This is a genomic window from Falsiroseomonas bella, from assembly GCF_003173615.1.
Lineage (GTDB): Bacteria > Pseudomonadota > Alphaproteobacteria > Acetobacterales > Acetobacteraceae > Falsiroseomonas > Falsiroseomonas bella.
Genome location: NZ_QGNA01000003.1, coordinates 239,691 through 261,506 on the forward strand (window position 1 = coordinate 239,691; position 21,816 = coordinate 261,506).

The window sequence follows — 21,816 nt, forward strand, 5'->3', positions numbered from 1 at the left end:
GGCCGCGCATCACGTGGCCCGCGGCACGAAGTCCCTGAAGCCTGCGTGCGGCAGTCGCATGGCGATGCCAAGCAGCGTGTCGAAGCTGGCGCGTCGCCATCGTCGTCGGTTCCAGCGGAACACGAACTCGTCGAGGTGAGCCTGCAGGTGCGGCCCGCGCAGGCCGTGGAATACGCCCATGGCCCAGCGCTTCATGTTCGAGAAAACCCTGTGCACCCACGGCAGCACGACGTGGGCCGCCATTTTCCCCACCACCTTCGGCACGTGCTCGTACTCGCCTGCGATGGCGCGATAGGCCGGCAGGCCGTCGGTGACGACCACGGATTTCGGCTTGATCTGTTCCTCGACGAAGCCGCCGAGGGTGTCGGCGTCGTAGGCCGGAATGCGCTGCAGGCGGATACGGCCCGGATAGCGTCGGTCCTCGATTTCGACGGCGCCGACGATCGCCACCTTGCCCACGTGGCTGCGCCCCTGGCCGCCGGCCACGGGATCGTCCTGCGTGCGCAGAGGGATGGTTGTCTCGTCGACCTCCACGACGCCGGCCAGCGGCTCTCGGTCCGGGTCGACCATCGCCCGGCGGAGCTTGCGCAGCATCAGCCAGGCCGTCTTGTAGCTGCCCAGGCCGAGTTGGGCCTGGAGCTGGAGCGCGGAGATCCCGTTGGAGTGGCTGGTGACGATGTGCACCGCCAGGAACCAGGTGCGCAGCGGCAGCTTCGAGCGGTGCAGCACCGTGCCGGCCTTGACCGAGGTCTGACGGCCGCAGCGGGCGCACTCCCAGAGCCCATTCTCCTCGCGAATTTCCCAGGCTTTGCGGCCTTGGCACTTCGGATCAGGGCAGACGAAGCCCTGCGGCCAGCGCTTTTCAGCGAGGTATTCGACGCAGGCGCGCTCGTCCGGGAAGAGATCCTCGAACTCGGCACGCGACATCGGACGATCAGGGCGGCGCTGGGCCATCGCCCCCGAATCGGGCCTGTTTTGTTCCGGGAGTCAAGCCCCCTCAGATACCACCCCTTGAGAGCACCTGAGCCATGGGGAGAAGCCTTCTTGATGATGTCAGGTCGATCTGGAGGAAACGGTGGAATGAAGATGTCGCCTTTGCTGTCCTGGTCGATGCCTGGCTGGGTACTGACCAAGGCGGCAAATCCTTGACGCCCGCTGAGACCACCGATGGTGACTGGGAAATCAACGCTCCCGCGGATCGAGACTCCGTCAGCGAAAGGCGCTTCGAAACCTGTCTTGTTGACCACGCTGACAGGATCATAGACCCACAAGCCGAAAGTGGCGGCTTCCGTTCGCACACTCAACATGGCACCGAAGAGATAGGGCGGGACAGCGGCGCTGGGAGGAGCGGCGAAGGTAAGGTTCCAGAACGAGTCGATGCCGGCACCGCCACTGAACGGCCTCATGCCAGCGAGATCGATCATGTTGAATTTGCCGAATAACAGGGAAACCGAGTTTCCGAACCGCTGCTGAAAATAAACGCTCGACAGGTCAAAGCGGTCGGCACCCTCCATCCCTGGAAAAAGGAGCGCCGTGTTGGGCGGGGACACCACACCCCCAACCCCGTTGATACTCCGACCGAAATTATACTCTCCGTGGATGGTTACCGAGAAGCCATCCCAAAACCCCAACCTGCTGAGGTCGACATTGAGCAGCAGGTCAGCCTTGCCGCCATATTGGAAATTGCGATTCGGGCCGCCGCCAACCAGACCCTGGTAGAATTGTGTCACTCGAGGGGCGAGTGTGATGCCATGTTCTCTCAACGAAGTCCGGAGGCCACCCCAATCGCCGGTGAGCGTATCCCGTTCCATCCAACCGACTGGCCGGGTCGCATCAGCATTGACAGTGGCTCCGCCGCCTCTTGGTGCTTCTTGCGCAGACAGCGGACTGCAGATGAAGACAGACAGCAGGGCCGCAACCTGCACTTCGATAAGTCTCATTTTCATATTCTCCGCCCGGCTCCCTTTCGATCTGATTGTGCCCGTGCCGTATCGTGGGCAGGGGCAAAAACGCGGCCCGCATCATGCCCAACTAACCCAACGAAGCGAACCGCGCCCAACCCCCGCCAGGACGCTCGATGCCACGCAGCAGGGGCCGTCCACCCCATCAACTCCAATTCACACAGTTCTTTTGCGCATTGCTCCAGGTCAAAACCCCGTGGCAAGCACCGCCGCCGCCGTACTCGCTGAATCCAAGAGACCGGGTTATCGTCTCACTAGTTGGGCCTGCGTGGACGAGGGAATGTGGATATGAGACTTGGCTTGTCGCTGGCCATGCCGTCGTCAATCGCTCGCTGCTGGATCTCGCCCACGGAGAAATTGGCCCAGGCAACAACGGATTGGCCAACTCATACGCGCGGCGGGCCTGCTTGGCTCTTGCGTGCGCAACTGCCGGCGATCGGGGTTGTCGGCGTCCTCATCGCTGGCCTGGCGACGGCGGCCGCGCCCGCCGCAGCGCAGCAGCTTCGCGGCACGCCGGGCTCCGCCACCGCGGTCGAGTTCCCGAACTCCCGCGTCCTGCCCCAGCCGCCCGCGCCCTTCGCCGGCACCATCAGCCCATCCGCGCGGGAGAGCACGCCGGCCTGGCCGCCGACGCTCGGCGCGCCCGAGAACGCGCCCAATGTCCTGCTGATCATCACGGACGATGTCGGGTTCGGCTCGCCGTCCACCTTCGGCGGCGTCATCCCAACGCCCACGCTCGACCAGGTGGCGCAGACGGGGCTGCGCTACACGCAGTTCCACACCACCGCGCTCTGCTCGCCGACGCGCGCCTCGCTGCTCACTGGCCGCAACCCGCATTCCGTCGGCTTCGGCGCGGTCGCGGAACTCTCGACGGGCTTCCCCGGCTACAACGCGATCATCGGCGCCGACACCGCGACGATCGCGCAGACGCTGCGCCAGAACGGCTACTCCACCGCATGGTACGGCAAGAACCACAACACGCCGCCCTGGGAGATCAGCCCCGCCGGCCCCTTCGACCGCTGGCCCACGGGCCTCGGCTTCGATGTCTTCTACGGCTTCATGGGCGGCGAGACGAACCAGTGGGAGCCGGGCAACCTCTATCGCAACACGACGCGAATCCTGCCCTTCGAAGGCCGGCCGGGCTGGAACCTGACGACCGCCATGGCCGACGAGGCCATCGCGCGCATCCGCGAACTGCATGAGGTGGCACCCGGCCGCCCCTGGTTCATCCACTACGCGCCGGGCGGCGCGCATGCGCCCCATCATCCGACGCCCGAATGGATCGCGCGCTTCCGTGGCCAGTTCGACGAGGGGTGGGAGGTGATCCGCGAGCGCATCTTCGCCAACCAGCAGCGCCTGGGCGTGCTGCCGCCGAACGCGGTGCTGCCGCCCTGGCCGGACACGCTGCCGCGCTGGTCGAGCCTCTCGGCGGATCAACGCCGCCTCTACGCGCGGCAGGCCGAGGTCTTCGCGGCCTACCTCGCCTACACCGACCACGAGATCGGGCGCGTCATCCAGGCGGTGCGCGACGCCGGGCAGCTCGACAACACGCTCATCATCTACATCAGCGGCGACAATGGCGGCAGCGCCGAGGGCCAGGTGCACGGCACGCCGAACGAGGTCGCCTTCTTCAACGGCGTCGAGATCCCGGTCGAGCGGCAGCTGCCCGTCATCGACGAATGGGGCGGGCCGAGCACCTATCCCAACCTCGCGGTCGGCTGGACCTGGGCCTTCGGCACGCCCTACCAGTGGACCAAGCAGGTCGCCTCCCATTTCGGCGGCACGCGCAACGGCATGGCGATCTCCTGGCCGCGGCGCATCGCGGATCGCGGCGGCATCCGCCACCAGTTCCACCACGTGATGGACATCGCGCCGACGATCCTGGAGGCGATCGGCATCCCCGAGCCGCGCATGGTCAACGGCGTGGCGCAGCGGCCGATCGAGGGCGTCAGCATGGCCTACACCTTCGACGCCGCGAACGCCGCGGCGCGGTCGCGCCGCCGCACGCTGCACTTCGAGATGCTCGCCCATCGCGGGATCTACCACGATGGCTGGTACGCCAACACGACGCCGCCGACCCTGCCCTGGCAAAGCGGGGGCCGGCTGCCGGAGGATGTGGTGAACGGCTACAGCTGGGAGCTGTACAACCTCGAGCAGGATCCGACGCAGAGCCGGAACCTCGCCGCGCAGTTCCCGGAGCGGCTGCGCGACATGCAGCAGCGCTTCCTGATCGAGGCGGCGCGCTTCCAGGTCCTGCCGCTCGACAATTCGAGCCTGCCGCGGCTGATCACGCAGCGGCCGGGCCCCTCGGCCGGGCGGCAGGAATTCGTCTATCGCGGCACGGGGAGCGGGCTGCTCGGCAGCGCGGCGCCGTCGCTGCTGAACCGCGCCTACCGGCTGGTGGCCGAGATCGAGGTGCCCGCCGGCGGGGCGAACGGCGTGATCGCGACGCATGGCGGGCGCTTCGCGGGCTGGGGCTTCTACCTGCTCGGCGGCCGGCCGGTCTTCACCTGGAACCTGCTCGACATGGAGCGGGTGCGGTGGGAGGCGCCGAATGCCCTGCCGCCAGGGCGCCACAGCATCGCCTTCGAGTTCCAGCCCGAGGCATCCGGCGCGCCGGTGGGGCGCGGCGGGACCGGCACGTTGTCGGTCAACGGCCAGGTCGTCGCGCGCCAGGCGATGGCGCGGACGCTGCCCTTCGCGGTGCAGGGCGACGAGACCTTCGATGTCGGGCTCGACACCGGATCCTCGGTGGATGAGCGCGACTACCGGGCGCCCTTCGCCTTCACCGGGCGGCTCGACCGGTTCGTGGTGACGCTAGGCGAATCCACGTTGGCGAGGGGAGGGCCGGCGCGCGACTGACGGGCGCGCCAGCGGCATCGGCGCAAGCCGACCTGCCGCCGGGCTAGGTGTACGGCCGAAGGAGATGAGTCTGTCACCGATCGCTGCCTGCCAGCGAATGGAGACGGTTCGAATCCGGTCGCACTCCCTCCGCCAGCGCAGCCGTCTCCCAACCCGCGCTTGACCGCGGGGTGAGCAGGGCGATCCCTTCCCCCTGTGCCTCCGCGCTCAGCGCGTGTGCCAGTCCGGCGCGAAGACCTGCAGCCCGTCCACCACGGTCAGCAGGTCGCGCGAGGGATTCGCGCGCCGCTCCACCAGCCGCAGCGCGCCCTCGTCGCGCAGGACGTAGAGCGTGCCGCGCTCCCACCGGCCGGCGTCGAAATCCGCAACCGTCCGGGCATTCAACCGGCGCAACGCCTCGGCCTCGACCCGCGACAGGTAGACGACATCGGTCGGCAGACGGTGGCGTGCCGCGAAACGGGCGACCGGCTCCCAATCCGCTCCGAAATTCGCGGCAGGCACGGCGCGCACCCGACCGTAGCGCAGCGCCGCCTGGGACCAGAAGGGATCGGGCAGGCGCTCCGCCGCCTGGCGGGGCGCTTCCGCCACCAGCGCGCGGAACTTCGCCATGCCGGCATCCACGTCCACAACCTGCAGCGCCAGCGCGACCCCGAGCACGATCCGGGCGGCCCGTATCGGCAACCGCAGCGCGACCAGCGAGACCGCGCCGAACAGCGCGGCATAGCCCAGCGGCCAGTAGAACCGCTCGGAGGCGCGCAGCATGTCGGCAAGCCGCATCACCGGCGCGGGCAGCGGGATCTCCACCAGCACATGGCCGCCGACCGCGACGCGGTTGGAGATCGCGAAGAGCAGCATGCCCCCGAGGACGACCAGCAGCGGACGGTGCCGTCGCAGCGCCCCGCCGAGGCCGCCGCGCCAGGCGAGCATGGCTGCGACGGCAAGCACGGCCAGCGCGCCGGCGCCAAGATAGGCGCCGCCATGCTCCCAGTGCCGCAGCCCGGGCAGCGCGGGCAGCAGCCGCCCCCACTCCACCGCATCGAAGGGCGCGGTCAGGTCGAGCTGCGAATGGCCGTAATGCACGCCCATCGGCTCAACCTCGCCGCGGACCGTGAAGTAGCCGGCGAGCCAGAGCCCCGCCAACCCCGCCGCCGGCACGCCCAGCGCTTCCCCCAGGACGGGGCGGATGCGCCCGGCGTTGATCCCGCGGGCGGCCAGGTCGGACACCCACAGGCCGGCACACATCGCGAGCACATAAGGGTTGAGCATCGCGACGAGGCCGAGGCAGCCGGCCCATTGCAGCGCCTGGCGACGTCCTGCGGGCCGCAGGCAGAGCCAGAGCGCCCAGAGCAGCGCCCACTGCGAGGCCAGGGCGAAATGCCCGCCATAGCGATTGAGCAGCAGGGGCTGGAACACGAAGAGCAGCGCGCCGAAGGCGCGGGAGACGGGATCCTCCACCGACAGCGCCAGCAGGCGCCACGCCATCGCCCCCTGCAGCATGGCGCTGAGCACCAGCCAGGGGCCCCAGTACTGCTTGATCTCGACAACCGGCAGCAGCGCCTTTGCGATGAAGGCGGCCAGCGGCACCACGTCCACGAAGAAGATCGCGCTGGCCAATTCGAGCCCGTAGGCCGGGTTGAGGCCGAGCGGCAGCGTCCAGGGCGCGACCGAGAAATACCGCCAGGCCAGCCAGTAGGCGACGGGGTCCGGTCCGAGGGTGCCGTGCAGCAGCCAGCCGGTGTCGCGGATGTCGAGGATGCGGGGGCCGAGCGCCAGGATCGCCGCCGATGCGCCGCCCAGCAGCACCAGCAGCCGGCAGATCCGCTGAAGCGCCATGCGATCCGGCCGGGCCGCCGCTTCGGCCGCCGGGCGCAGCCGCGCCAGCGGCGGCATCGGATCCAGCGGATGGCCGGGGCTCACCGCGGATCAGCCTGCCCGCAAGCCGGCGGGGTGTGTTCCTCCCGATCCTGGCCCACTCCAGTCCCTCCCTCAGGCTTCACGAGTATTTGACGGTGCGGAGGCCGAGGCAATCACGGGCCGGGCTGCCGCGCCGGAGGCGATGACGACGAGCTCATGGCGTGCCCGGGATGCCGATTGCGCGGCAAGCCGCGGCGGCGCGCAAGAAATGTGTCAAGGCCGTAAGATTCGCCAAAAGAGGATTGCCAACCACATTAGGACAACCCTAAGTAGACCCTATGGCGCATCGCCACTATCCTGCCTCCATGACTGAGCCCCCACGGCATCGCCGTTACTGGGTCCTGGCCGCGCTTATCCTGGTGGTGGCCGCCGCGGCCGCCGCGCTCACCGTGCAGGCGGACCGGACCCCGCAGCCTGCCGTGATGCCCTATGATCCCCTGCCGCGCTGGTAGCAAAGCACGCCAGCGGCTCAGGCCGGCGTGAAACCGGCGAAACAATAGAGCCCTCCCCCGCAATCCTGGCGACACGCGCCCCGGCGAGGCTCGTGGCGTCGCAGGGAGAGACCCGCCATGAGGCCCGACCAGATCGCGCATGTGGAACGCAGCTTCCGCGTCATCGCGCCGCTCGGCGAGATGGCCGCGGCGATCTTCTACGAACGCCTCTTCACCATGGACCCCGCGATGCACCGGCTGTTCCGCCATGCCGACATGGGGGAGCAGGGACGGAAGCTGATGGCGGCGCTGGGCTTCGTGGTGAACAACCTGCGGGAGCCGGACCGGCTGCTTCCGGCGGCGGCCGAACTCGGGCGACGGCATGCCGGCTACGGCGTGCAGCCTTCCCACTACGATACGGTCGGGGCGGCGCTGCTCGACACGCTGGCCGAGGGGCTGGGCGACGGGTTCAGCCCGCCGGTCCGCGACGCCTGGGAGGCGGCCTACCGGCTACTGGCCGGCACGATGCAGGCCGGCGCCGCGCCGGCGCGCGCGGCGTGACGATTTCACGCCTGCCGGCACGTTCACCGGCCCCCTCCGGGCCTGCTATCCTGCCCCGGTGAACATCCTCGCCCCGCCGCGCGCCCGGCTGCAGATCGAGGTCGTCTTCGACCTGGTCTGCCCCTGGTGCTACCTCGGCACGCACCGGCTGCGGCGCACACTGCGCGCGCGGCCCGACCTTGCGGCCGACATCGTCTGGCGGCCCTTCCTGCTGAACCCGGACATCGCGCCGGGCGGGCTGGCGCGGCAGGACTACCTGATGCGCAAGTTTGGCGGCGAGGAGCGCGCCCGGCGCCTGCACGCCACGATCACCGAGCTCGGCCGCGCCGAGGGCCTGCGATTCGCCTTCGACCGCATCCGCCGCATCCCGCCCTCGCTCGACGCCCATCGCCTGGTCCGCCTGGCGGAGCGCCAGGGGCTGGCGGAGGCGGCGGTGGAGGCCGTGTTCGGCGCCTATTTCCTCGAAGGCCTGGATATCGGCGACCTGGACGTGCTGGCGGCCATAGCCGGGACGATCGGGATGGATGCACAGGCCACGCGCCAGGCGCTGGCCGGCCCGCAGGAGGCCGAGGCGGTGCATGCCGACAATCTCCGCGCCCATCGCCTGGGCATCAACGGCGTGCCCTGCTTCGTGGTGCAGGGCCGGCATGCCATCGCCGGCGCGCAGGAGCCGGAAGTGCTGGAGCGCCTGCTGGACGTGGCGCTGGTGGAGGGCTGACGCCCTTTACCGCTTCCACCGCCCGGGGAACGGGATCGGCTTGGTCGCGGCGCCCTTCGGCGCCGGCGGCACGATGGTCGGGCGGAACACGCTCTTCTTCGCCGCCGCGGGCGGCTGCTTCGGCGGGGGCGCGGCCTGCTTCGGCGGCTTCGGCGTCTCCGGCACGCGGCCGCGCGCCACCTCGGCGAGCGCGGTGAGCAGGCGGCGCGCTTCGCGCACGCGCGCCTCGAAGGGCATTTCCTGCGAGAAGGCGAGCTTGTGGTCCGGGCGCAGCTTCACGGCAGCGCCCTGCCCAGCCACCCACTGCACCAGCGACGCCGGGTCGGCGAAGCGGTTGCCGCGGAAGCCGATGACGATGCCCTTCGGCCCGACATCCACCTTCTCCACCCCCGCGGCGCGGCAGAGCGACTTCAGGAAGACCACCTGCAGCAGCGTCTCGGCCTCGGGCGGCAGCTTGCCGAAGCGGTCGGCGAGCTCCGCGGCCATCGCCTCGATCTCGGCCTCGTTCTGCAGCGCGCCGATGCGGCGATAGAGCCCGAGGCGCACCGGCAGGTCGCGCACATAGGCCTCGGGCAGCATCACCGGCAGGCCGAGATTGATCTGCGGCGTCCATTCCCGGTCGTCCACGGCGTCCTTGCCGGTGCCGTGCTTCAGCTCGTTCACCGCCTCTTCCAGCATCTGCTGGTAGAGCTCGATGCCGACCTCGCGGATGTGGCCGGACTGCTCGTCGCCGAGCAGGTTGCCGGCGCCGCGGATGTCGAGGTCGTGGGAGGCCAGCGTGAAGCCCGCGCCGAGATTGTCGAGCGTCTGCATCACCTCAAGGCGCTTCTCCGCCGCGGCCGAGAGGCGATGCGTCTGCGGCCAGGTGAGATAGGCGTAGCCGCGCTGCTTGCCGCGCCCGACGCGGCCGCGCAGCTGATAGAGCTGCGCCAGGCCGAACATGTCGGCGCGGTGGATGATCAGCGTGTTCACCGCCGCCATGTCGAGCCCGCTTTCCACGATGTTGGTGGAGAGCAGGATGTCGTGCTTGGCGTCGCCGAACTCGGTCATCACGCGCTCGAGCTCGGTCGGCGAGAGGCGGCCATGCGCCTCGGCGACGCGGGCTTCCGGCACGATCTCCGCCAGCCGCTCGCGCACCCTGGGCAGGTCCTCGAGCCTGGGAACGACGCAGAAGATCTGGCCGCCGCGGAAGCGCTCGCGCTGGATCGCCTCGCGGATCACCACGCCGTCCCAGGGCATGATGAAGGTGCGCACGGCGAGCCGGTCCACCGGCGGGGTCGCGATCACGCTCATCTCGCGCACGCCGGTCAGCGCCAGCTGCAGCGTGCGCGGAATGGGCGTGGCCGTCAGCGTCAGCACATGGACGTCCGACTTCAGCGCCTTCAGGCGTTCCTTGTGGGCGACGCCAAAATGCTGCTCCTCGTCGACGATGACGAGGCCGAGATCGGCGAATTCCACGCCCTTCGCCAGCAGCGCATGGGTGCCGACGACGATGTTGATCGAGCCGTCCTTCAGCCCTTCGCGCACCTGCGCCGCGTCCTTCGGCGTCACCATGCGCGACAGCTGCGCCACCTTCACCGGCAGCCCCTCGAAGCGGCGGGTGAAGGTGCGGGTGTGCTGGCGGGAGAGCAGCGTGGTGGGGACCACCACCGCCACCTGCGCGCCCGTCATCGCCACGCAGAAGGCGGCGCGCAGCGCGACCTCGGTCTTGCCGAAGCCGACATCGCCGCAGATCAGGCGGTCCATCGGCTTGCCGGCGGAGAGATCCTCCAGCACGTCGGCGATCGCGCGCTGCTGGTCGTCGGTCTCGGCGAAGGGGAAGCGGGCGCAGAACTCGTCCCAGGCGCCTTCGGGCGGCATCGCCGCGATGGCCTGCTTCGTCGCGCGCTCGGCCGCCACCTTGATGAGCGCCGCGGCCATGTCCGCGATGCGCTGCTTCGCCTTGGCCTTGCGCGCCTGCCAGGACCCGCCGCCGAGCTTGTCGAGCGCGACGCCCGCCGTCTCGCTGCCGAAGCGCGACAGGATCTCGATGTTCTCGACCGGCAGGAACAGCTTGTCGCCGCCGTCATAGACAAGGCGCAGGCATTCATGCGGCGCGCCCGAGACCTCGATCGTCTCCAGCCCGTCATAGCGGCCGATGCCGTGGTCCTGGTGGACGACTAGGTCGCCTTCCGCGATCTCGGTCGCATCCGCGATGAACTGGTCGGCCCGGCGACGGCGACGGGGTGGGCGCGCGATGCGTTCGCCCAGCAGATCCTGCTCGCCGGTGACCACGATGTCTGAGGAAATGAACCCGCGCTCCAGACCCAGGACAGCCAGCCCGACGGCGCCTTTCGCCAGCTTCTGGAACTGAAGGAAGTCTTCGACGGGCTCGGAGGCAACGCCGTTCTCGCGGAGCAGGTTGCCGAGTCTTTCGCGGCTGCCCCGGGTCCAGGCCGCGAGCAGCGGCCGGTGGCCGCGCGCGGCTAGCGCCTTCGCATGCTCGCCATAGGCGGCGAAGACGTTCTTTCCCTCGGCGCGCACATCCGCGAAGAGCCGGCCGGGCCGGGCGCCGGCATCCACCACGCCGGGCAGGTCGGAGGCCGGCGCGAAGGGGACGAAGCGCATCACCGTGGGCTCGGCCAGCATCGCCTCCCACGCGTCGAGATCGAGATACAGCCGGTCGGGCGGCGCGGGGCGATACGGCATCTCGCCTTCGCGCGTGCCGCCGCGCCGCGCCTCGTAGTGGTCGGCGATCATCTCCATCCGTACCGCCAGCGCGTCCTCGGCCTGGTGGTCGAAGGAGACGGTCGCGTCCTCGCCGAGATGGTCGACCAGCGTCTCCATCGCCGCATGGAACAAGCCGGCCCAGTGTTCCATGCCGGGATGCTTCCGGCCGGCGCTGACCGAGACATAAAGCGGGTCTTCCGCCGCGGCGGCGCCGAACAGCTCGCGATAGGCGCTGCGGAAGCGGGAGATGGAATCGGCGTCGAGGAAGATCTCGCCCACCGGCCGCAGCGTCAGGCTTTCCAGCCTCTCGCCGCTGCGCTGGGTGGCGGTGTCGAAGCGCCGCAGATCCTCGATCTCGTCGCCGAACAGGTCGAGACGGACGGGCTCGCCCTCGCCGGCCGGGAACAGGTCCACGATGCCGCCGCGCATGGCGTATTCGCCATGCTCCATCACCGTGCCGGTGCGGTGGTAGCCGTTCGCTTCCAGGAACGCCGCCAACGCCTGCGGATCCTGCCTTCCGCCGCGCCTGAGCGCGAGCGTCGCGCCCCGGAAGGCCGCGCGCGGCGGCACCTTCTGGACCAGGGCGTTCACGGTGGTCAGCAGGATGCGCGGCGTCGGTGTCTTCTCGGCCAGCCGCGTCAGGGTCGCGACGCGTTCCGCGACGATCTCCGGGTTGGGCGAGGCGCGGTCGTAGGGCAGGCAATCCCAGGCGGGGAAGCGCAGCACCTCGAAGTGGGGAGCGAAGAAGGCGAGCGCCTCCGCCATCCGCGCCATGCGCGCATCGTCGCGGCAGACATGCAGCACCGGGTTGCGCGTCTCGGCCCGGCGGCGGGCGAGCAGCAGCGCGTCGAAGCCCTCGGGCGCGCCATGGACGAGGATCGTGTCCATCTAGGTGGGCGCCCTGCCTGCAAGGCCCTCTCCACCCGCAGGGGGGAGAGGGTTGGGTGAGGGGGGCGCGCAGACCGAGACAGCCCACGCCATCATGCGCTGCGCGCAGCCCCCCTCACCTGCTCCGTCTAGGCGCTGCGCGCCAAGGCTGCGCGCTGTCGAGCGCCCTTGGCGCTCGCCCCCCCCTCCGAGGGGAGAGGGATGAAGCTGAGGACGATGCATCAGCGCAGATCCGGCGGTACGCCGGCGCCCGTGCCGCCGCATTCCAGTGCCATCCGTTCCAGCATCGGCGTGGTGACATGGGCGGGGATGGCGCGGCGGCCGGAGAGCCAGTCGGCCAGGTCCACGTCGGGCAGTTCCAGCACGGCTTCCAACTCGTCCAGCTCGCCGTCCGTGAAACCGGCGATGTTGCGCTTCACGAAGCCGCCGATCATCAGGTCGGCCTCCTTCGTACCGCGGTGCCAGGCACGGAACAGCAGGCGCTTGCGGCGGGGGGAGAGGGAGTCGGGGTCTGGCTCGTCTGGCATGTCGGCTTGGGCGCTCGCCGGTGCGATATAGGGGTGCATGGGAATCCTGTCAGCCCGACGCGGCACATGGCTGAACTGACGGACGCCGGGGCGGCCGCCGGGTTGCTCGCGCCGCTCGAGAGCCTGGAAGGCGTCGGCCCCACCCTCGCCCGCCTGCTGGAGGAGGCGACCGGCGGCGAGCGGGTTCTGGACCTGCTGCTGCACCTGCCCGAGCGCGTCATCATCCGCCGCCGAGTCGCCAGCCCGGAGGAAGCGCCGCTCGACCAGGATTGCGTGCTGGAGGTGGAGGTGAAGAGCCTGCGCGCCGCGCGCGCCCGCTCCACCGGCCGACCCTATGTGGAGGTGAAGGCGGTCTCCGGCGGCTGGCCGCTGACCATCCGCTACATGAACGGCCGCCTGCCCTGGATCCAGAAGCTGCTGCCGGCCGGGTCCTTCCGCTTCCTCGCCGGGCGGGTGCTGGCGGAGGGCAGCCGGGGCTGGGCTATGCTGAACCCGCTCAGCGCGGAACGGCCGGAGGCGCTGCCGCTGGCGGAGCCGGTCTGGCCCCTGGTGCGCGACCTGACGCCGAAGCGCCTGCGCGCCGCGATGGACGCCGCGCTCTCGCGCCTGCATCCCCTGCCGGAATGGGCGGACCTGCCCTTGCTGGCGCGGGAAGGCTGGCCCGCCTTCGACGTCGCCATCCGCACCCTGCAACGCCCGACCGGCCCCCTGCCCCACGCGCCAGGCCGGCGGCTGGCCTACGACGAGTTGCTGGCCAGCCAGGTCGCGATCGCCCTGGTGCGGCGGCGCCAACGCAACCGGCCGGGCCGTGCCCTGCCCGGGACGGGCGCGCTGCAGGAGGCGGCGCTGGCCGCCTTCGGGCACAGCCTGACGCCCGGCCAGGCGCAGGCTCTGGCGGAGATCGGCGCCGACATGGGCGCACCGCGCCGGATGCTGCGACTGCTGCAGGGCGATGTGGGCGCGGGCAAGACCCTCGTGGCGGTGCTGGCGATGCTGCGCGCGGTCGAATCCGGCGCGCAGGGCGCGCTGATGGCACCCACCGAACTGCTGGCGCGGCAGCACCTGCGGACGCTGGTGAAGCTCTGCCACCCGGCCGGCGTCGAGGTCCGGCTGCTGACCGGCAGCATCAAGGGCGCCGAGCGGAAGGAGGTGCTGCGCGGCCTCGCCTCCGGCCGTATCGGCATCGTCGTCGGCACCCATGCGCTGTTCCAGGATGCGGTGGCCTTCCACGACCTCGGCCTCGCGATCGTGGACGAGCAGCACCGTTTCGGCGTGGCGCAGCGGCTGATGCTGGCGAACAAGGGCCGCGACGCGGACATGCTGGTGATGACCGCCACGCCCATCCCGCGCACGCTGCTGCTGACGCAATGGGGCGAGATGGCCGTCTCCCGTCTGGAAGGGAAGCCGGCGGGGCGGCAGCCCATCACCACCCGCATCGTCTCCCAGGAGCGCCTGCCCGACGTGGTCGAGCGCCTCGGCGAGGCGCTGGCGCGCGGCGAGCGCGCCTATTGGGTGGTGCGCGCCATCTCCGGCGGCGAGAGCGATGATTCCGTCGCCGCCGAGGACCGCTTCGCCGAGTTGTCCGCCCGCTTCCCCGGCCAGGTCGGCATGGCGCATGGCCTGCAGGACATGCCCGTCCGCGAGCAGGCGCTGGCCGATTTCGCCGCCGGCCGCACGAAGCTGCTGGTCGCCACCACGGTGGTCGAGGTCGGCGTGGACGTGCCGGAAGCGACGATCATGCTGATCGAGCAGGCCGAGCGCTTCGGCCTCGCCGCCCTGCACCAGCTGCGCGGCCGCGTCGGGCGCGGTCAGAAACCATCATCCTGCCTGCTGGTGCATTCCGAGGGCCTGTCGGAGTCGGAAAAGCGCCGGCTGCTGGTGCTGCGCGACACCGAGGACGGATTCCTGATCGCCGAGGAAGACCTGCGCACCCGCGGCGGCGGCGACGTTTTGCGGGAGCGGCAATCGGGCATGCAGGGCGGCCGCCTGCTCGACCCACGGGAGGACCCGGACGAGTTCGGCCGCCTGACCCAGATCGCCCATCGCGACGCCCAGGCGCTGCTGGACCGTGACCCGGACCTGGCCTCGCCGCGCGGCCAGGCGGCGCTGACGCTGCTGGCGCTGTTCGGGCACGACCCCACGCTGGCGCGGCTGGATGCCGGATGAGCGCAACCTGTGGGCGCGCCGGGTGTTTGGCCGCACCATGGATCCCGCCAGCCTCGTCGGCTACGCCGCCACGCTCTGCTCCGTCACCAGCTTCGTCCCGCAGGCCTGGAAGGTGATCCGCACGCGCGACACGGCCGCGATCTCGTTGCGCATGTATGCGATCACCGTGCTCGGCTTCGCCCTCTGGCTGACCTACGGGATCCTTCTCGGCCAGTGGCCGCTGATCCTGACCAATGCCGTCTGCCTGCTGCTCTCGGGCTTCATCCTGGCCATGAAGCTGCTGCCGCGGCGCCAGCGCCGGGCGGTCGCTGCGGCGCTCGACCCCGCCCGAGGCGGCTGAACGCGACGTAACCCCCCGAAACACTTCGGAAAACCCTGCCGCGCGCGCGGGGGTTGCAAGCCCGGCGCGGCGCGCTTAATCGCCCCAGCCGGGGAAGACTGGGGACGCGCCTTGACCGCCTTGATCGAGATCGAGCGCCTCACGAAGCGCTTCGGGGCCTTCACGGCCGTGGACGATGTCTCCTTCACCGTGTCGAAGGGCGAGGTGCTGGGCTTCCTCGGCCCGAACGGCGCGGGCAAGTCCACCACCATGCGCATGCTGGCCGGTTTCATGACGCCGACCGCCGGGACCGCGCGCATCTGCGGCGACGACGTGGTGGACAAGCCGGTGGCCGCGAAGCGCCATCTCGGCTTCCTGCCGGAAGGCGCGCCGACCTATCCCGAGATGACCGTCACGGGTTTCCTGCGCTTCTGCGGCCGGGCGCGCGGCTTTCACGGCAGCGCGCTGGCCGACCGCGTGACCCGCGCGATGCACCTCACCCAGCTCGAAGGCGTGCGGCTGCAGCCCGTGGAGACGCTCTCCAAGGGCTTCAAGCGCCGCGTCGGCCTCGCCGCCGCGCTGCTGCACGATCCGCCCGTGCTGGTGCTGGACGAGCCGACCGACGGCCTCGACCCCAACCAGAAGCACGAGGTCCGCAACCTGATCCGCGCCATGGCGCCGGACAAGGCGATCGTCATCTCCACCCACATCCTGGAGGAGGTCTCGGCCGTCTGCAGCCGCGCGGTGATCATCGCCCGCGGGCGGGTGGTGGCCGATGCGACGCCGGCGGAGCTCGCCGCGCGCGGGCCGAGCATGGATGCGGTGTTCCGCGAACTCACGCTGAGCGAAGCCCCGCGGGAGGCGGCCTGACCATGGGTGGCGTGCTCACCGTCTTCCGCCGCGAGCTGGCGGGCTATTTCGCGACACCGGTCGCCTACGTCTTCATCGTCATCTTCCTGGTGCTGGCCGGCGCGCTGACCTTCACGATCGGGAACTTCTTCACCCGCGGCCAGGCGGACCTGCAGCCCTTCTTCACCTTCGTCCCCTGGCTGTTCCTGTTCCTGGTGCCGGCACTGACGATGCGGCTCTGGGCCGAGGAACGCCGGCTCGGCACCATCGAGCTGCTGCTGACGCTGCCCATCGCGCAGTGGCAGGCGGTGGTCGGGAAGTTCCTGGCGGCCTGGGCCTTCTGCGCCATCGCGCTGCTGCTGACCTTCCCGCTGGTGATCACCGTCAACATCCTGGGCGAGCCGGACAACGGCGTGATCGCCACGGGCTATCTCGGCTGCCTGATGGTCGCGGGCGCCTTCCTGGCGGTAGGGGCCGCGATCTCCGCGCTGACCAAGAACCAGGTGATCGCCTTCGTGCTGGCCGTCGCGGCCTGCTTCTTCCTGACGGCCGCGGGCACGCCGGTGGTGACGGAGTTCCTCTCGCAGCGCGTGCCGCAAATGGCCGACATCGCGCGCGCCATCAGCGTGACGGATCGCCTCGGCGGCTTCTCGCGCGGCATCATCGCGGCGCGGGACGTGATCTTCTTCGCCTCCTTCATCGGCTTCTTCCTCTTCGCCAACACCGTCGCGGTGGACCAGAGGAAGGCGGACTGATCCCATGAGCAGCACCACCACTCCCGCTCCTGGCCCCGCACCCCGGGGCAAGCGCGGCCTCTCCGCCCTCGTCGCGCTGCTGCTTGCGGCTATCCTCGCCGTGGGCGTGAACATGCTGGCGGACCGGCTGCTGCCCAGCGCCCGCCTCGATCTCACCCAGAACCGGCTCTACACGCTGTCCGACGGCACGGCGCAGGTGCTGCGCGGGCTCAACGACCCGATCACGCTGCGCCTGTTCTATTCGCGCCGCCTGGGTGCGGAGATCCCGGCCTATGGCGCCTATGCGGACCGCGTGCGCGCCATGCTCGACGAATACGTCGCGGTGGCCGGCGGCAGGCTGCGCCTGGAAGTGCTCGACCCGGAGCCCTTCTCCGAGACCGAGGACCGCGCCCAGGCGCTCGGCCTGCAGGGCGTGCCGGTGGACCAGTCCGGCGAGCAGGTCTGGTTCGGCCTGGTCGGCACCAATCTGCTGGATGACGAGCGCACCATCCCCTTCTTCCAGCCGGACCGCGAGCGCTTCCTGGAATACGACCTGACGCGGCTGGTGTGGGAATTGTCCAACCCGACGCGCCCGGTGCTGGGCGTCATGTCCTCGCTGCCGCTGAACGGCGATCCGCGGGCGCTGATGATGCGCCAGCCCGGCGTTGGCCAGCCCTATGTCGTGATGAACCAGCTGCGTCAGTTCTACACGGTGCGCGACGTGCCGCTGGACGCGCAGGTGATCGAGCCGGACGTGCAGGTGCTGCTGGTGGCGCATGCGCAGAACCTCTCGGACGCCACCCAATACGCCATCGACCAGTTCGTCATGCGCGGCGGGCGGCTGATCGTGATGGTGGACCCGCACAGCGAGAGCCAGGCCTCCCGTCCCTCCCCCGGCCAGCCACCGGCGCGCGACACCGCCAGCAACCTCGACCGGCTGCTGAACGCCTGGGGGATCGAGGCGCCGTCGAACCAGGTGGTGCTGGACCAGCGCGGCGCCTGGCGCGTGCGCGCCGATCCGCGCGACCGCATCCAGGCGGTGGACTACCTCGCCTGGTTCAACGTGCCGCAGGCCGGTCTTTCCAACAGCGAGATCGCGACGGCGCAGCTTTCCCAGGTGACCGTCGCCTCGGCCGGCGAGGTGCGGCGGCGCGAGGGTGCGAGCATCGAATTCGTGCCGCTCATTACCTCCAGCGAGCGCACCCAGATGGTGGATGCCGCCCGCGTGCGGCAGGAGCCGAGCCCGGCGCGGCTGCTGGCGGAATTTGCGCCGGATGGCCGCGCGCGGGTGATCGCGGCGCGCGTGCGCGGCCCGCTCAATTCGGCCTTCGAAGGCCCGCCCCCGCCGCCCGAGGGCGCCGAGCGGCCCGAAGACTTTCCGGCGCATCGGGCCCGCACGGAAGGCCCGGCGAACCTGGTCGTCGCGAACGACGCCGACATCCTGGAGGACCGGTTCTGGGTCCGCGTGCAGGATTTCTTCGGCCAGCAGGTCAGCACGCCCTTCAGCGACAACGGCGCGCTGGTTATCAACCTGGCCGACAGCATGGCGGGCGGCGAGGCGCTGGTCGGGCTCCGCTCGCGCGGCGAATCGCTCCGCCCCTTCGAGATGGTCGAGGACATCCGCCGCGGCGCGGAGGCGCAGTTCCGCCAGACCGAGCGCGGCCTGCAGGAGCGCCTGGAAGCCACCGAACGCCGCCTGCGCGAGCTGCGCCAGGGCCCGCAGGGCCAGCAGGCGAGCGCGGTGATCACGCCCGAGCAGCGTGCCGAGATCGACCGAGCGCGGGAGGAGATCCGCCGGACCCGCGGCGAGCTGCGCCAAGTGCAGCTCGAACTCCGCCGCGACATCGAGGGGCTGGAAAACCGCCTGCGGCTGCTCAACATCGTGCTGGTGCCAGCGCTGCTGACGGTCTTCGCCATCGGCCTCGGCATCGTCCGGGCACGCCGCCGCGCGGGAGCCCGGGCATGAACCGCCGCACCATCCTGCTGCTCGGGACCGCCGCCGCAGCGACCGTCGGCGCCGCCATCATGCTGACGCCCGACCGCACGGAGCCGCCGGTCTCGACGGCGACGCCGCTCGCCTTCCCCGGCCTCGCGCCGCGGCTGGCGAATGCCGCGAGGATCGAGGTGACGCGCCATGACGGCACGCTGACCGTCAACCGCGAGGGCGAGGCCTGGGTGCTGCCCGCCAAGGCCGGCCATCCGGTTCGCCCCGAGAAGGTACGCGAATTGCTCGTCGGCCTGACCGAGCTGCGCCTGACCGAGCCGCGCACGGCCAACCCGGAGCTGCTGGAGCGTCTCGGCGTCGAGGATCCGACAAAGCAGGGCGCCACATCCTCCCTGCTGCGCGTGCTGGATGCGCAGGGCGGCGTGATCGCGGAGCTGATCATCGGCCGGCGGCGGATGCGCGTGCAGGGCAACGTGCCGGAAAGCGTCTATGTCCGCCGCCCCGGCGAGGCGCAGGCCTGGCTGGCCGAAGGCCGGCTGCCCATCGACTCCGACCCCAATCTCTGGATCGACCGCGACATCGCGAACATCCCGCGCGAGCGCGTGCGCGCCGCCGAGATCGAGCGCGTGGGCGAGCCGCGCCTGGTGCTGCGCCGCGGCGGCGAGCCGGATGGCACGATGGCCGTGGTGGAGCCCGCCGAGACGCCGGAGCTCGACGAGATCAGCCTGGACGAGGTCGGACGCGCCTTCGAGTTCCTAACCTTCCTCGACGTGCAGCGCGCCGCCGACATCCCCGGCGAGAAGATCGGCGAGGCGCGCTTCGCGCTCACCGACGATCTCCGCATCGCCGTGGTCGCGCACAAGGACGGCGAGAATCTCTGGGTGCGGCTGTCCGCCGAGGGCGGCGAGGAAGGGCAGCGGCTGAACGCGCGCTGGCAGGGCTGGGCCTACCAGGTCGGCCAGTGGAAGGAGAAGGCCTTCGTCCCGCGCCTCGCCGACCTGGTGAAGGAGCAGCGCGCGCCGGCGCCGGATCAGGCGCCCGCGGCCGAGGCCCCGGCCACGCCTGGCACGGCCGCGCAGCCGGCACCGCCGGCGCAGCAGCCGAATTGAGCGGCAACCCGCGCGAATACCCGACCCGCCCCTGGGTCGGCATCGGCGTGCTGGTCTTCCGGGGCGCCGATGTGCTGCTGGTCCGTCGCGGCCGGCCGCCGCGCATGGGCGAATGGTCGCTTCCCGGCGGCGCGCAGCGCCTCGGCGAGCGCGCCGAGGAGACGGCACGACGAGAACTGCTCGAGGAAGCCGGCGTCGAGGTCGGACCACTCGAGCTGCTCGCCGTGGTGGATGCGATCACGCCCGGCGAGGCCGGCGCCGGCCCGCGCTTCCACTACACGATCATCGACTTCGTGGCGGCGTGGGAAGCGGGCGAGCCGCGACCCGGCGGCGACGTGACGGAGGTGGCGTGGTGCGACAGCGCACGCCCCGACAGCTTCGGCCTGTGGCCCGAGGCACTGCGCGTCATCGCGCTCGCGCGGCGCCGCCTCGGCCTCGACTGATCAGGCCGCGCTCTCGCCCCAGGACGCGCGCTTGCGGTAGAGCGTGGACGGGCTGACGCCCAGGAAGGCCGCGGCCTTCGGGATGTTGCCGTCGCAGAGCAGCACCGCGCGCTCGATCGCCTCGCGCTCCACATCGGCGAGCGGGCGGATCAGCCGCGCCGGATCGCCCGAGGGCGGTTGCGGCGCGGGCAGCACGGCAATGGGCGCGGACGGCGGCGGTGTTTCGGTGGCCGCTTGTGCCGCAGGCTCCGGTGCGGCGATGCGCAGCGGCAGCATCGCCGCCTCCACCCATTGGCCGCTGTTCAGCACGACAGCCGTGCGCACCGCATTCTCGAGCTCGCGCACATTGCCCGGCCAGCGATGCGTCAGCAGCGCAGCCTTCGCGTCCTCGGTGAAGCCGCGGAAGGGCTTCGCTTCCTCGGCCGCGCTGCGCGCCAGCATCGCCTCGGCGATCGCGACCACGTCCTCGCCGCGCTCGCGCAGCGGCGGCAGGCGCACCGGCACGACATGCAGGCGGTAGTACAGATCCTCGCGGAAGCGGCCGGCCTTCACCTCCTCCAGCGGGTCGCGGTTGGTGGCGCAGACGAAGCGCACATCCGTCCGCCGCGCCTGGGTGCTGCCGACCGGCTGGAAGGTGCCGGACTGGATGAAGCGCAGCAGCTTGCCTTGCAGCGAGAGGTCCATCTCGCAGAGCTCGTCGAGGAACAGCGTGCCGCCATCGGCCGCCTGCGCCGCGCCGATGCGGTCCGCGACGGCGCCCGTGAAGGCGCCGCGGACATGCCCGAAGATCTCGCTTTCGATCAGGTCCTTCGGGATGGCGGCGCAGTTGATCGCGATGAAGGGGCCGGCATGGCGCGGCGAGAGCTTGTGCACCGCCTCCGCCGCCAGTTCCTTGCCGGTGCCGCTCTCGCCGGTGATGAAGACGGTGGCGCGGGACTGCGCCGCGGTCTCCAACACGCGATAGACCGCCTGCATCGCCGGCGCGGCGCCGACGAAGCCCTGGAAGTTGCTGCGCGGCCGCGCGGCGGTCAGGTCGCGCACCTCCCGCTTCAGTGCCGCGCGTTCCAGCGCATTGGAGAGCGTGACGGCCAGGCGCTCGGCGGCGAAGGGCTTCACCAGGAAGTCGGCGGCGCCGCTGCGCATCGCCTCCACCGCCGTCGTCACGCTGCCATGCGCGGTCATGACGATCACGGGGATGTCCGGCGTGTCGCGGCGCAGCGTGCGCAGCACCGAAAGCCCGTCGCCGTCCGGCAGGCGGAGGTCGAGCAGCACGGCATCGGGCGGATCGGCGGCGGCGCGCTTCGTCGCCTCCGCCGCGGTGCGTGCATGCTCCGCGGCATGGCCGGCGCCGCGCAGGTATTCGGCATAGACCGCCGCGAGCGAGGCGGTGTCCTCCACCAGCAGGATGCGGGCGCGCGACTCAGCCATGGCGTCTCCGCCGGCGCCGCAGGATGCCGATGACCAGCAGCAGGTCGCCGAGGACGAACGGAATCACCCAGGCCGGCGCGGTCAGCACCGGCAGGAAGACCAGGTCCCAAAGCTCCGGCGCGATCCGCCGCTGCACGCCGGCCTGCAGCGTGTTGAGGAAGGGCGGGTAGAGTTCGAAGATCAAGGCCCCGAGCGGCGTCCAGGGGCCGAACCAGATGGCAATGCCGCCCGCCAGGGCCAGCAGCATTGCCG

17 protein-coding genes and 1 pseudogene are annotated in these 21,816 nt (G+C 70.8%); 11 read left to right on the top strand and 7 right to left on the bottom strand.

Translation table 11 applies throughout. The features are described 5' to 3' along the window. Positions 1–9: 9 nt before the first annotated feature. Both DFH01_RS13720 and DFH01_RS29145 read right to left on the bottom strand, forming a co-directional pair. On the bottom strand, positions 10–954 hold the full coding sequence (locus DFH01_RS13720) for an IS1595 family transposase (RefSeq protein ID WP_109870994.1): 945 nt from the start codon (positions 952–954) through the stop codon (positions 10–12). Positions 955–1,160: 206 nt separating this feature from the next. Further along, a pseudogene (locus DFH01_RS29145) lies at positions 1,161–1,946 on the bottom strand (carbohydrate porin); the annotation flags it as partial. Between the two features lie 429 nt (positions 1,947–2,375). On the opposite strand from DFH01_RS29145, the gene DFH01_RS13725 reads away from it, so the two are divergent. Next, positions 2,376–4,823 (top strand): arylsulfatase, encoded by a 2,448-nt coding sequence (locus DFH01_RS13725; RefSeq protein ID WP_199231233.1) that lies wholly within the window; start codon positions 2,376–2,378, stop codon positions 4,821–4,823. A 207-nt stretch (positions 4,824–5,030) separates the two neighbouring features. Here DFH01_RS13725 and DFH01_RS13730 read toward each other — a convergent pair whose 3' ends face one another. Then, on the bottom strand, positions 5,031–6,740 hold the full coding sequence (locus DFH01_RS13730) for a DUF6311 domain-containing protein (protein WP_109871038.1): 1,710 nt from the start codon (positions 6,738–6,740) through the stop codon (positions 5,031–5,033). 302 nt (positions 6,741–7,042) lie between these two features. On the opposite strand from DFH01_RS13730, the gene DFH01_RS28225 reads away from it, so the two are divergent. The 3 genes from DFH01_RS28225 to DFH01_RS13740 all read left to right on the top strand — a co-directional run bounded on the left by DFH01_RS28225 (position 7,043) and on the right by DFH01_RS13740 (position 8,447). After that, the gene (locus tag DFH01_RS28225; protein ID WP_158287756.1) at positions 7,043–7,189 is read left to right on the top strand and encodes a hypothetical protein; all 147 of its coding nucleotides are present in this window, start codon (positions 7,043–7,045) and stop codon (positions 7,187–7,189) included. Between the two features lie 117 nt (positions 7,190–7,306). Next, positions 7,307–7,729, top strand: coding sequence for a globin family protein (locus tag DFH01_RS28765; protein ID WP_109871039.1), 423 nt, complete (start codon positions 7,307–7,309; stop codon positions 7,727–7,729). Positions 7,730–7,787: 58 nt separating this feature from the next. Then, positions 7,788–8,447 (top strand): DsbA family oxidoreductase, encoded by a 660-nt coding sequence (locus DFH01_RS13740; RefSeq protein WP_233256106.1) that lies wholly within the window; start codon positions 7,788–7,790, stop codon positions 8,445–8,447. Positions 8,448–8,453: 6 nt separating this feature from the next. On the opposite strand, the gene mfd is transcribed toward DFH01_RS13740, so the two are convergent. Together mfd and DFH01_RS13750 are read right to left on the bottom strand one after the other, a co-directional pair. Then, a complete protein-coding gene (gene mfd / locus DFH01_RS13745; RefSeq protein WP_109871040.1) occupies positions 8,454–12,044 on the bottom strand; it encodes a transcription-repair coupling factor in 3,591 nt (1,196 codons plus the stop codon). Positions 12,045–12,265: 221 nt separating this feature from the next. After that, positions 12,266–12,571 (bottom strand): FAD assembly factor SdhE, encoded by a 306-nt coding sequence (locus tag DFH01_RS13750; protein ID WP_109871614.1) that lies wholly within the window; start codon positions 12,569–12,571, stop codon positions 12,266–12,268. A 66-nt stretch (positions 12,572–12,637) separates the two neighbouring features. On the opposite strand from DFH01_RS13750, the gene recG reads away from it, so the two are divergent. From recG to DFH01_RS13785, 7 genes are all read left to right on the top strand, one after another. Beyond that, positions 12,638–14,737 carry an ATP-dependent DNA helicase RecG gene (gene recG / locus DFH01_RS13755; protein WP_109871041.1) on the top strand — a complete coding sequence of 700 codons (2,100 nt, stop codon included), beginning with the start codon at positions 12,638–12,640 and terminating at the stop codon, positions 14,735–14,737. After that, positions 14,727–15,077: a SemiSWEET family sugar transporter gene (locus DFH01_RS13760; RefSeq protein WP_199231235.1), complete on the top strand. Its 351-nt coding sequence runs from the start codon at positions 14,727–14,729 to the stop codon at positions 15,075–15,077. Before recG ends, DFH01_RS13760 begins: the two co-directional genes overlap by 11 nt. A gap of 111 nt (positions 15,078–15,188) precedes the next feature. Then, a complete protein-coding gene (locus DFH01_RS13765) occupies positions 15,189–15,926 on the top strand; it encodes an ABC transporter ATP-binding protein (RefSeq protein WP_109871042.1) in 738 nt (245 codons plus the stop codon). Positions 15,927–15,928: 2 nt separating this feature from the next. Then, a complete protein-coding gene (locus tag DFH01_RS13770; protein ID WP_109871043.1) occupies positions 15,929–16,660 on the top strand; it encodes an ABC transporter permease in 732 nt (243 codons plus the stop codon). Between the two features lie 4 nt (positions 16,661–16,664). Then, positions 16,665–18,605, top strand: coding sequence for a Gldg family protein (locus DFH01_RS13775; protein WP_109871044.1), 1,941 nt, complete (start codon positions 16,665–16,667; stop codon positions 18,603–18,605). Then, positions 18,602–19,693, top strand: a complete 1,092-nt coding sequence (locus tag DFH01_RS13780) for a DUF4340 domain-containing protein (RefSeq protein ID WP_109871045.1) — start codon at positions 18,602–18,604, stop codon at positions 19,691–19,693. The genes DFH01_RS13775 and DFH01_RS13780 overlap by 4 nt, the downstream gene beginning before the upstream one ends. Beyond that, positions 19,690–20,136 (top strand): NUDIX hydrolase, encoded by a 447-nt coding sequence (locus DFH01_RS13785; protein ID WP_109871046.1) that lies wholly within the window; start codon positions 19,690–19,692, stop codon positions 20,134–20,136. The genes DFH01_RS13780 and DFH01_RS13785 overlap by 4 nt, the downstream gene beginning before the upstream one ends. Here the strand turns inward: DFH01_RS13785 and DFH01_RS13790 are convergent, their stop codons facing one another. After that, positions 20,137–21,564, bottom strand: a complete 1,428-nt coding sequence (locus DFH01_RS13790) for a sigma-54-dependent transcriptional regulator (RefSeq protein WP_109871047.1) — start codon at positions 21,562–21,564, stop codon at positions 20,137–20,139. Continuing rightward, entirely contained in the window at positions 21,557–21,811 is a 255-nt protein-coding gene (locus tag DFH01_RS13795) for a hypothetical protein (protein WP_158287757.1), read from the bottom strand. Before DFH01_RS13795 ends, DFH01_RS13790 begins: the two co-directional genes overlap by 8 nt. Positions 21,812–21,816 lie beyond the last annotated feature (5 nt).

Excerpts from the sequence above, each read along its gene's own strand:
- DFH01_RS13720 (WP_109870994.1), bottom strand. The coding sequence starts at position 954 with ATGGCCCAGCGCCGCCCTGATCGTCCGATGTCGCGTGCCGAGTTCGAG.
- DFH01_RS28225 (WP_158287756.1), top strand. The coding sequence starts at position 7,043 with ATGACTGAGCCCCCACGGCATCGCCGTTACTGGGTCCTGGCCGCGCTT.
- DFH01_RS28765 (WP_109871039.1), top strand. The coding sequence starts at position 7,307 with ATGAGGCCCGACCAGATCGCGCATGTGGAACGCAGCTTCCGCGTCATC.
- mfd (WP_109871040.1), bottom strand. The coding sequence starts at position 12,044 with ATGGACACGATCCTCGTCCATGGCGCGCCCGAGGGCTTCGACGCGCTG.
- DFH01_RS13750 (WP_109871614.1), bottom strand. The coding sequence starts at position 12,571 with ATGCCAGACGAGCCAGACCCCGACTCCCTCTCCCCCCGCCGCAAGCGC.
- recG (WP_109871041.1), top strand. The coding sequence starts at position 12,638 with ATGGCTGAACTGACGGACGCCGGGGCGGCCGCCGGGTTGCTCGCGCCG.
- DFH01_RS13760 (WP_199231235.1), top strand. The coding sequence starts at position 14,727 with ATGCCGGATGAGCGCAACCTGTGGGCGCGCCGGGTGTTTGGCCGCACC.
- DFH01_RS13770 (WP_109871043.1), top strand. The coding sequence starts at position 15,929 with ATGGGTGGCGTGCTCACCGTCTTCCGCCGCGAGCTGGCGGGCTATTTC.
- DFH01_RS13775 (WP_109871044.1), top strand. The coding sequence starts at position 16,665 with ATGAGCAGCACCACCACTCCCGCTCCTGGCCCCGCACCCCGGGGCAAG.
- DFH01_RS13780 (WP_109871045.1), top strand. The coding sequence starts at position 18,602 with ATGAACCGCCGCACCATCCTGCTGCTCGGGACCGCCGCCGCAGCGACC.
- DFH01_RS13790 (WP_109871047.1), bottom strand. The coding sequence starts at position 21,564 with ATGGCTGAGTCGCGCGCCCGCATCCTGCTGGTGGAGGACACCGCCTCG.
- DFH01_RS13795 (WP_158287757.1), bottom strand. The coding sequence starts at position 21,811 with ATGCTGCTGGCCCTGGCGGGCGGCATTGCCATCTGGTTCGGCCCCTGG.